Here is a 9,805-nt window from a genome sequence, read left to right as displayed (position 1 = left end):
GTCGATGACCGTCCCGGCGCGCGTCCCCCAGCTCTACAGCCCGAAGGCCAGCAGCACCGATCCGTTCGAGTTGCCGGTGAACTCCGGGTAGTAGCCCGACTGCACGAACACCATCCCGTTCGACACCACCGCCCCCGAACCGGGTCCGGCCATCGTGCCGCCGCGCCCGGTCAGGCCGTTGACGCCCCGCACGTCCTGCACGGTGTCGTGGGTCCACAGGATCTTGCCGGTCCTGGAGTCGTACGCGCGGAACTTGCCGTCACCGGCGCCGAGCCACACCACGCCCGGCGTGCTGGTCACCGGCACGCCGTGCGCCCGTGCGCAGGACGGCTGACCGGCCGCCCCGCCCGTGGTGCAGCCGTCCTCCGGCGCCGGGGTCTGCCACAGCACCTGGCCGGTGGCCGGGTCCACCGCGAACAACGTGCCGGGATCGGCGTAGTAGGTCGCGATGTAGAGCCGCTTGCCGTCGTAGCTCGACCCCCACTGGATGCCCGAGATGCCGCCGCTGGGCAGCGGCACGCCGAGCTGGCGGCGCCACACGACCTGGCCCGTCGCGGCGTCGAACACGTGGTAGACACCGGACTTCTGCCCGACGCCGACGAGCTGCCTGCCGCCGACGGTGAACAGGTTCGGCGTGGCGCCGATGTCGTAGTCGAGGTTCGTGCCGTCCTTCAGCCCCGGGCAGTAGCCCTCGGCGTCGGGGGTGTTGCACGCGTCGCGCCACGTGTCGGCGTTCGTGACCTGGTTGGTCCACCTGACCGCGCCGGTGCGGGCGTTCAGGGCCAGCAGCGAGTCGAACTCGCCGCCCTTGCCCGTGTAGTTCTGGCCCGTGCCCACGTAGAGCGTGCCGGTCCTGCGGTCGATCACCGGCGAGCTCCACACGCCGACGCCCGACGGCTCGAACCGCTTGGCGCCGTTGGGCCACGTACCCACCTCGACCGGTTCCGGCACCGTGTAGTGGCGCCAGACCAGCGCCCCGGTGTCGATGTCGTAGGCGTCGACGTGACCGCGGAACGTGCAGCAGGCGTGCGTGACCGGCAGCGTGTTCTCGCCGCTCGACGTGCCCACGTACACCAGTCCGTTGTGGACGATCGGGGAGCTGGTGGTCTGCGAGGCGATGCCGTCGTCGAGCTGCACCTGCCACCTCAGCCGGCCGGTGCGCTGGTCGAGCGCGAAGAGCCGGCTCGCACTGTCGCCGAAGAACACCTTGCCGTCGGCGACGGTCGGGCCGTCGGAGTTGTACGCGTACCGGCCGGCCGGTGGGAGCGTGAACTCCCACCTGGCACCGCCGGTGCGCGCGTTGCGGGCGTAGAACTTCCCGTCGGGGCCGCCGAAGTAGACGGTGTCCCCCACGACGGCGGGCTGGCTGCGCACGCCGTTGTAGTCACCCCTGGGGTACGCGAACGCCCATTTCAACTCGAGCCGGCCCGCGTTGTTCCGGTCGATGCGCCACTCGGCCGCGTTGTGCCGGGACCCGCCGAGGTCCTTCTGCCACCCCGGCCAGTCGCCACCCGTGCGGGCCGTGGCCGGTGACGCGGTCAGCACCAGGAGCGCCGCCGTGAGCAGCGCTGTCGTTCTGAGCATGGAATTTCCCCCTTCCGCCACCCACCCTGGCAGTGGCGGAAGGTCGAAGCGTCCCCCCAAAGTCTCGTCGTGGCTTAACCGATCGGTTGATGCGGCAGAACGGCCGCACCCCGTACCGCTGCGCGAGCCGCGACCGCGCGACGGCATTGTGCGGGCAGCACCGGTGGGCCTTGCGCGTCGTGCCGGCCGGGCAGCGGGCGGGCGCGCTCGCCGGCGCGGCACCGGCCGGGGGTGCGGCCACCGAGGTCGCCGGCGCGGACAGCGCCATCGCGCACGCGAGTGCCAGCACGACTTTTCCCAACACCATGCGCAGATCTCAGCGTGCTCATGTTGGAAATCCGTGAGGATCCTGTCACGGTTCTGCCACAACGAAGTGGCCGGCGAACCCGCTGAACCGCTCCGCCAGCGGACCGGCACCCGCGGCGAGCTCGCGCCACAGGGCGCGGTGCCCGTCCAGCGACAGGCGGTCGTCCGCCAGCACCACCACGAACCCCTCCCGCGCGAGCTCCTCCGCGTACGCGTCGCTGCCGCGGAAGCCCAGCACCAGCTCGCGCACCCCGACGAGGGTGCGCGGCGCGTGCACGACCGCCGTCAGGTCGCCTGCCGTGTACTCCATCCGCATCACCGCGGGGCGGTAGTCGTCGCGCGGCGGCGTGGTGGCCGCGGTGTTCTGCGAGGTCAGCAGCATCACGAAGGCGACGACCGCGAGAAGTCCCCCGATTCGTGCGGGCCCGATAGCCATGGACACGATCCCACCGAGTCCGTGTACCGCGAACGTCCGCGCTTTGTCACGGTTTTGCCACAGCCGCCTCGATGCCGTCGAGCAGCACGCGCAGCCCGCCGCGGAAGTTCTCGACGGCGTCGTTCTCCAGGTACGGCAGCTCGGGGTCGACCGGTTCCCGGTCGGCCTCGAGGACGTGCAGCATCGGGTACTTCTCCGCGAGGCCCGGCTCGAGCTCCAGCAGCACGGCGGACCGCGCGTACCACCACTCCTCGTCGGCCTCCCCGGTCGCACCGCTCGCCGCCCGCGCCTCGGCGACGGTCTGGGCCGCGCCGCGCACGAAGTAGTTGACGGCACCGGCGATGCCGCGCAGCTGCCGGCCGGGCAGGCCGGTGGAGACCAGGATCGCCGCCAGCGCCTCGGTGACGCCGAACTCGTGCGGCCCGAGCACCGGGCGCGCCTGTGACACCTGCAGCACCCACGGGTGGCGGCCGTAGCACTCCCACATGTCGCAGGCCCACCGCGTGATGGCCGGGCGCCAGCCCTCCTCCAGCGAGTACGACGTCGGCAGCTCGGCCATCGTGCGGTCGTACATGAGGTCGACGAGCTCGTTCTTGCCCGGCACGTAGGTGTAGAGCGCCATGGCCGTGCGCCCGAGCCGCTCCCCGACCGCGCGCATCGAGAACGCCATGCCCTGCTCGTCGGCCACGGCGATGCCCGCGTCGACGATCGCGTCCACGCTCAGCCCCGGCTTCGGCCCGGGACGCTTCTCCGCGACCGACCCGCGCCAGAGCAGCTCGATGGACCGGCGCGGGTCGCCCTGACCTGCGTAGACGACCACGGTTGCGACTCCTTACGACGTAAAGTAACCTCGACGGCCGATACTTTACGGCATAAAGAATCACCACGGGGGAACAGCCTTGAACGCTGTCGCAGACAGCCACGACGTGATCCAGGTCCGCGGGGCCAGGGAGAACAACCTCGCGGACGTGTCGCTCGACGTCCCCAAACGCCGGCTGACCGTCTTCACGGGCGTGTCCGGCTCCGGCAAGTCCTCGCTGGTCTTCGGCACCATCGCGGCCGAGTCGCAGCGCATGATCAACGAGACCTACACCGCGTTCCTGCAGTCGTTCATGCCGTCGATCGGCCGGCCGGACGTCGACGCGCTGCACAACCTGAGCGCGGCGATCATCGTCGACCAGGAGCGGATGGGCGCGAACTCCCGGTCCACCGTCGGCACCGCCACCGACGCCCACACGATGCTGCGGATCGTCTTCAGCCGCCTCGGCACACCGCACGTCGGCACGTCCGGCGCGTTCAGCTTCAACCTGCCCGAGGGCATGTGCCCCGAGTGCGAGGGCCTGGGCAGGGTCACCACGATCGACGTGGACGCGATCGTCGACCGGTCCAAGTCGCTGAACGACGGCGCGATCGACGCCCCCAACTACGGTGTCGGCACCTGGTACTGGCAGGTGCTCGCGAACTCCGGCCTCTACCCCGCCGACCGGCCGATCGCCGAGTTCACCGAGCAGCAGCTCGACGACTTCCTCCACAAGCCGACGACGAAGCTGAACATCGGCGGCACGAACGTCACCTACGACGGCCTGATCACCAAGCTGCAGCGGACGATCCTGTCGAAGGACCGCGACTCGATGCAGCCGCACGTCCGGGCGTTCGTCGACCGCGCCGTCACGTTCGCGACCTGCCCGGGCTGCCGGGGCGCCCGCCTCAACGAGGCCGCGCTCGGCTCGAAGATCCGCGGCCTGAACATCGCCGACTGCTGCGCGATGCAGATCAGCGACCTCGCGAAGTTCGCGCACTCGATCGACGACCCGTCGGTGGCGCCGCTGCTGGCCACGTTGCGCGACACCCTCGACTCGCTCGTCGAGATCGGTCTCGGCTACCTGTCGCTCGACCGCGAGTCCGGCACGCTGTCCGGCGGCGAGTCGCAGCGCGTGAAGATGGTGCGGCACCTGGGGTCGTCGCTCACCGACATCACCTACGTCTTCGACGAGCCCACCGTCGGCCTGCACCCGCACGACATCCAGCGGATGAACACCCTGCTGCTGCGGTTGCGCGACAAGGGCAACACCGTCCTCGTCGTCGAGCACAAGCCCGAGACCATCGCGATCGCCGACCACGTGGTGGACCTCGGCCCCGGTGCGGGAGTCCACGGCGGCCACGTCTGCTACACCGGCGACGTGGCGGGCCTGCGCACGTCCGGCACGCTGACCGGCCGCCACCTCGACCACCGCGCGAAGCTGCGCCCGCAGTTCCGCTCCCCCCGGGGCTTCCTCACGATCGAGGGCGCCCGGCTCAACAACCTCAAGGACGTCTCGGTCGACCTGCCGCTCGGCGTGCTGACCGTCGTCACCGGCGTCGCGGGCTCCGGCAAGTCGTCGCTGATCCACGGCTCGCTGCGCACGAGGCCGGGCGTGGTGACGGTCGACCAGTCGGCGATCCGCGGCTCACGGCGCTCGAACCCCGCCACCTACACCGGCCTGCTCGACCCCGTCAGGACCGCGTTCGCCAGGGCCAACGGCGTGAAAGCCGCGTTGTTCAGCGCCAACTCCGAAGGCGCGTGCGAGAACTGCAAGGGCATCGGCCTCGTCTACACCGACCTGGCGATGATGGCCGGCGTCGCGACGGTGTGCGAGAAGTGCGAGGGCAAGCGCTTCACCCCCGAGGTGCTGCGCTACACGTTGCGGGGCAGGAACATCAGCGAGGTGCTCGCCATGTCCGTGGCCGAGGCCCGCGAGTTCTTCCCGTCCGGCCAGGCGCACGCCGTGCTGAGCCGCCTGCACGACGTCGGCCTGGCCTACCTGTCGCTCGGCCAGCCGCTCACCACGCTGTCCGGCGGCGAGCGGCAGCGGCTCAAGCTCGCCATCCACATGGCCGAGAAGGCGTCCACGTACGTGCTGGACGAACCGACGTCCGGCCTGCACCTCGCGGACGTCGACCAGCTCCTCGGCCTGCTCGACCAGCTGATCGACGCCGGCAACACGGTCGTCGTCATCGAGCACCACCAGGCCGTGATGGCGCACGCCGACTGGATCGTCGACCTGGGTCCCGGCGCAGGCCACGACGGCGGACAGGTCGTGTTCTCCGGCACCCCCGGCGATCTCGTGTCCACTTCGGACACCCTGACCGCCCAGCACCTGAGGGAGTACCTGTCGTGAGCACGCTGACGGTGACCTCGGTCGCGCCCCTCACCCCGCGGATGACCCGCGTGACGTTCACCGGCGACGGGCTGGCGGACGTCGGCACGTGGCCCGACCAGCAGCTGAAGCTGTTGTTCCCCAAGCCCGGCGGCCCGGCGCACGTCTCGGACTCCCCCGACGCCGGCGTCTGGTACCAGGCCTACCTGGCGCTGCCCGAGGACGAACGGCCGTGGATGCGCAGCTTCACCGTCCGGGCGCTGACCGGCGGCGTGCTGACGGTCGACTTCGTGCTGCACGGCGACAGCGGGCCCGCGTCCCGGTGGGCGGCCAACGCCCGCGCCGGTGACGTCATCGGCCGGTTCGGGCCGTCCCGCGACTACGCGCGGCCGCTGGGGAAAGCGGACCTGCTGGTGTTCGCGGGCGACGAGACGGCGTTGCCCGCGATCGCCTCGCTGCTCGCACTGCTGCCGCCGGACCAGGAGTTCGCCGCCGTGGTCGAGGTGGCGGACCCGGCGGAGGACCAGGACGTCCCCGGTGTCCGGTGGGTGCACCGCAGCGCCGGCGAGGACCTGGTCTCGGCGGTGACGGCGATCGAGGTGCCGCCGTCGGCGTGGGTGTGGCTGGGCGGCGAGGCTTCGGCGGTGCGGGCGTTGCGCCGGCACTTCACCGGGCTCGGCGTGCCCAAGACGGACATCGAGTTCGCCGGCTACTGGCGGCGGTCGCTGACCCAGGACGACGCGCCCACGGCCGACGACCTGGCCGAGGCGCGGGAGCGGATCGAGGCCCTCGGCGGATGATCTCTTTCATTCTGCACTGAAGCAACAGGGCCCGATGCCGTCGAGCCGGTGCGGGCTTCGGCGCACTCCGGCGCTTACCGTGTCGGTATGAGGACCAACTGGGCGGGCAACGTCACGTTCACCGCGGCCGAGGTCGTGACGCCGGCGACGGCCGAGGACCTGCGCGCACTCGTCCGCGGCTCCTCGGCCGTGCACGTCGTGGGCTCCGGCCACTCGTTCAGCCCGATCGCCGACACGACCGGCACCCTGGTGTCGCTCGCGGGCCTGCCCGAGGTGTTCGAGGTCTCCGGCTCCACCGCCAGGGTGAGCGCCGGCATGACCCTGGCCGCGCTGGCGGTGCACCTGGAGAACGCCGGTCTGGCGCTGCACACGCTGCCGTCGCTGCCGCACATCACGGTGGCCGGCGCGATCGCCACCGCCACCCACGGCTCGGGGTCGCACTCGCTGTCCGGCGCCGTCCGGTCGATGGAGGTGCTGCGCGCGGACGGTTCAACGGTGGAACTGACCTCGCCCGGTGCCGTCGTGTCGCTGGGCGGCCTCGGCGTCGTCACGGCCGTGACGCTGGACGTCGTGCCGTCGTTCCAGGTCGAGCAGACCGTCTACGAGGACGTGGCGTGGACGACGCTGCTCGTGCAGCTGGAGCAGATCTTCGCGGGTGCCTACAGCGTGAGCGCGTTCGTCGACTGGCAGGGCGGCGCGACCCTGTTCGCGAAGCACCGCGTCGGCGACCCGCGGGCCGCCTTCCCCGGCAGGCCCGCCTCCGCGCCCGTCCACCCGGTGCCCGGCCAGCCCGCCCTGCACTGCACGGTCCAGGGCGGCGTGCCGGGGCCGTGGCACGAGCGCCTGCCGCACTTCCGCGCCGAGTTCACCCCGTCGGTGGGCGAGGAGCTGCAGACCGAGTACTTCGTCCCGCGCACGCGGGCCGTGACGGCGTTGCGCGCCCTGGCCGAGATGTCGACGGTCATCTCGCCGCTGGTGCAGACCTGCGAGATCCGCACGGTGTCGGACGAGGACGCGTGGCTGAGCCCCGCCTACGACCGCGACAGCCTCGCCATCCACTTCACCTGGGTGCCGAACACCCCGGCCGTGCTCGCGCTGCTGCCACGGCTGGAGGAAGCGATCGCGCCGCGCCCGCACTGGGGCAAGCTCTTCACCGTGCCGCCGGCGCTGCTGGCGGCGCGGTACCCGCAGTGGGACGCGTTCCGGGCGCTGCTGACCGAGCACGACCCGAAGGGCGTGTTCCGCAACGAGTTCCTGACCCGCTACTTCGGTTCGAGCGCGTCCAGCTGACGCCGGAGGAGATCGGCTTCCGGGCCTTTGAGCTTGGTCAGCAACCGCCGCGCCTCCAGCTCGGGCCGGGAGTCGTGGGAGGCTGCGGCCAGACCGATCAACGCCCGCACTTCACCCGCGCGATCGCCGAGGCGGCGGTAGTTCACCAGTGCGTCGTCGAACGCCGGCACCGCCAACCCGGGGTTTCCGTCATCGAGATGGAGGGTACCCAACGTTTCGTGAATCCTGGCCGCGACGATGATCTCATCCGTCTCCACGGTCGACAGCGTCTGGATCGCGTGGCTCACACCGAAGGTCTCCCGCTGCATCCGCACCAGCTCGATGATGAGATCCGCCCTCTCCCCGGCGTCCTGTGCCAGGCCGAAGGCACGCCGCAGGTATTCCTCAGCCTCGTGATACCTCTTGGCGACGCTCGCCAGGTAGGCGAGCTGACGCAGCGCACTGATCTGCTCCGGTAAGGGCAGGACGCTCCGCTCGGCTGCCTCCACCAGCTCTCGTCCGGCAGCTTTGAAGTCGCCCCGATCCACCTGCAACGAACCCAGTTCGAAGGCGAGTCTGGCCTCCAGCGCTGCATCACCCGTGCTGGTCTGCCGCGCGATCTCGAGGTGGCGCAACGCCTTGTCGGATTCGCCGGAGCGCAACTCCAGGTGACCGAGCTCCCGGTGGGCCAGCGCCTGCTCGACCGCGCTTCCGTCCGATTCCAGCGCCACCTGGAAATGCTCGGTCGCCGCGTCCAAGTCACCCATGTCCCGATAGACCTCACCCAACAGGCGGTGTGCGCGCTGGGCGGCGACTGGGATCGACGCCACGAGGGTGAGGTCGCTCTCCGCCAGGTCGAGCCGCCCGAGAAGTTTGAGCATCTCACCGCGCAGCAACAGCGACTCCACCGGTTTCGGCGCGACCTGCGTAGCCAGAGCGGCCAGTGCGAGAGCACCGGTCAGCTGCCCCTCGGACTGCAGTCTGCGACTGGCGGACACGAGCACGTGCTCCCAGTGCGGTCCCGCGTCGGCCGTGGGCACCATCCCCACCACGGCGATCGCGTCGGTGACCGGGTGAGCCGAGGCGAGTTGTTTCGGCGCGTCGCCCATGACCATGACCACGCGGCCGGAGTCGAGCTGCACCTGGTCGAGGATCTCCTGGATTCCCGCCGACGACCGCGCCGGCGGGTCGACGATCACGAAGTGCCGCACCATCGACAGCTCCGCCAACCGCCCACGCACCGCCCGCACGCCGAGTTCCAGCAGGTCGTCGGTCAGCTCCGCCGCTCGTTCGGACTGCCCGTGCACCATCACGTCGTACCGGAATCCCTGAGACTCACGCTGACCACGTTCCCGGGCCGCCGAGACGTAGGTGTCCCGGTTGGTCACCAGAACGTCGGCGTCCGCGAGCCGGTGAGCGAGCAACGCGGCGATGTTGTCCATGTAGTAGGAGACAGAGTCAGGGCTGCCGCTGCGTTCGTCGACGACGGCGATCTCCTCGCCGAAGCTCCAGTACGGCAGGTATGGCACAGTCGTGCGCTCGACCAGGCCCAGTTCCGGGTGGTCGTCGTGCTGGTCTTTCGGCAGCCAGCTCGCGTACAGCGGCGCGAACTCCTCGGCCATCGTCGTGCGCCAAGATCGTGCCCGCTCGTATTCCTCCCGGGAGTCGAACCGTGACACCACCGGCAGGTACAACAACCCCGACCGGTCGTAAGGCAGCTTGTCCCGTGCCGAAGCCGCCCGCTGCGCCACGTCCACCGTGCCGGCCAGGTTCTGCCGGTTCGGGGCGACACAAAGAACCAGCACGTCCGGCAGCTGAGCCGTGCAGATGCCGCCGATGTCCGTGATCCCGGTACGGCTGTCGATCAACACGTAGTCGAACTCCTCCGACCACTCCTCTCGCAGCTTCTCGAACCGCCAGCCCAGGTCGTGGTCGGCGAACAGCTCAGGCCAAGACAGCGACTGCGCCCTGTCGGCATAAGAGGAGTTCATCGCCCCGGCCGCGAGCAGCGACAAGGTGTCCACGTCCGGGATGGAGACCGGCTCGACCACGTCGGACCAGTCGGCCTCTCCGGTGATGACCTCGACAAGTCCGCCCTCGCCCAGCGACGACAGGTAGGGCCGGAAGTACTCGTGCAGGCCCGGAGCGTCCAGGTCGAAGTCCACGCAGAGCACGCGGTTGCCCCAGCGGGCGAGCTGCACGGCGACGTTGGCCAGGCAGAAGGAACGGCCGACGCCGCCCTTGTACGAGTAGAACGTGACGATCACGGCAGC

Annotated in this window: 7 protein-coding genes; 3 read left to right on the top strand and 4 right to left on the bottom strand. The window is 70.5% G+C overall.

The features are described from left to right. Positions 1 to 33: 33 nt before the first annotated feature. The 3 genes from ACFWGZ_RS08560 to ACFWGZ_RS08550 form a co-directional block, all read right to left on the bottom strand. The gene (locus tag ACFWGZ_RS08560) at positions 34 to 1,584 is read right to left on the bottom strand and encodes a PQQ-binding-like beta-propeller repeat protein (protein WP_382450841.1); all 1,551 of its coding nucleotides are present in this window, start codon (positions 1,582 to 1,584) and stop codon (positions 34 to 36) included. A gap of 352 nt (positions 1,585 to 1,936) precedes the next feature. Beyond that, positions 1,937 to 2,326 (bottom strand): hypothetical protein, encoded by a 390-nt coding sequence (locus ACFWGZ_RS08555; protein ID WP_382450840.1) that lies wholly within the window; start codon positions 2,324 to 2,326, stop codon positions 1,937 to 1,939. A 46-nt stretch (positions 2,327 to 2,372) separates the two neighbouring features. Next, complete coding sequence (locus ACFWGZ_RS08550; protein WP_382450839.1) at positions 2,373 to 3,146, bottom strand: TetR/AcrR family transcriptional regulator C-terminal domain-containing protein; 774 nt, start codon at positions 3,144 to 3,146, stop codon at positions 2,373 to 2,375. A 79-nt stretch (positions 3,147 to 3,225) separates the two neighbouring features. On the opposite strand from ACFWGZ_RS08550, the gene ACFWGZ_RS08545 reads away from it, so the two are divergent. The 3 genes from ACFWGZ_RS08545 (at position 3,226) to ACFWGZ_RS08535 (ending at position 7,553) form a co-directional block, all read left to right on the top strand. Further along, positions 3,226 to 5,484 (top strand): ATP-binding cassette domain-containing protein, encoded by a 2,259-nt coding sequence (locus ACFWGZ_RS08545; RefSeq protein WP_382450838.1) that lies wholly within the window; start codon positions 3,226 to 3,228, stop codon positions 5,482 to 5,484. Beyond that, positions 5,481 to 6,263, top strand: coding sequence for a siderophore-interacting protein (locus ACFWGZ_RS08540; protein ID WP_382450837.1), 783 nt, complete (start codon positions 5,481 to 5,483; stop codon positions 6,261 to 6,263). The genes ACFWGZ_RS08545 and ACFWGZ_RS08540 overlap by 4 nt, the downstream gene beginning before the upstream one ends. Positions 6,264 to 6,350: 87 nt before the next feature. Next, positions 6,351 to 7,553 carry a D-arabinono-1,4-lactone oxidase gene (locus tag ACFWGZ_RS08535; RefSeq protein WP_382450836.1) on the top strand — a complete coding sequence of 401 codons (1,203 nt, stop codon included), beginning with the start codon at positions 6,351 to 6,353 and terminating at the stop codon, positions 7,551 to 7,553. Here the strand turns inward: ACFWGZ_RS08535 and ACFWGZ_RS08530 are convergent. Further along, positions 7,526 to 9,799 carry a KGGVGR-motif variant AAA ATPase gene (locus tag ACFWGZ_RS08530; RefSeq protein WP_382450835.1) on the bottom strand — a complete coding sequence of 758 codons (2,274 nt, stop codon included), beginning with the start codon at positions 9,797 to 9,799 and terminating at the stop codon, positions 7,526 to 7,528. The genes ACFWGZ_RS08535 and ACFWGZ_RS08530 overlap by 28 nt on opposite strands. Positions 9,800 to 9,805: the final 6 nt, after the last annotated feature.

This window comes from Lentzea sp. NPDC060358 (assembly GCF_042725365.1).
Classification (GTDB): Bacteria; Actinomycetota; Actinomycetes; order Mycobacteriales; family Pseudonocardiaceae; genus Lentzea.
The sequence above is the reverse complement of the archived record's forward strand: the minus strand, read 5'-3'. Positions and strand labels throughout refer to the sequence as shown.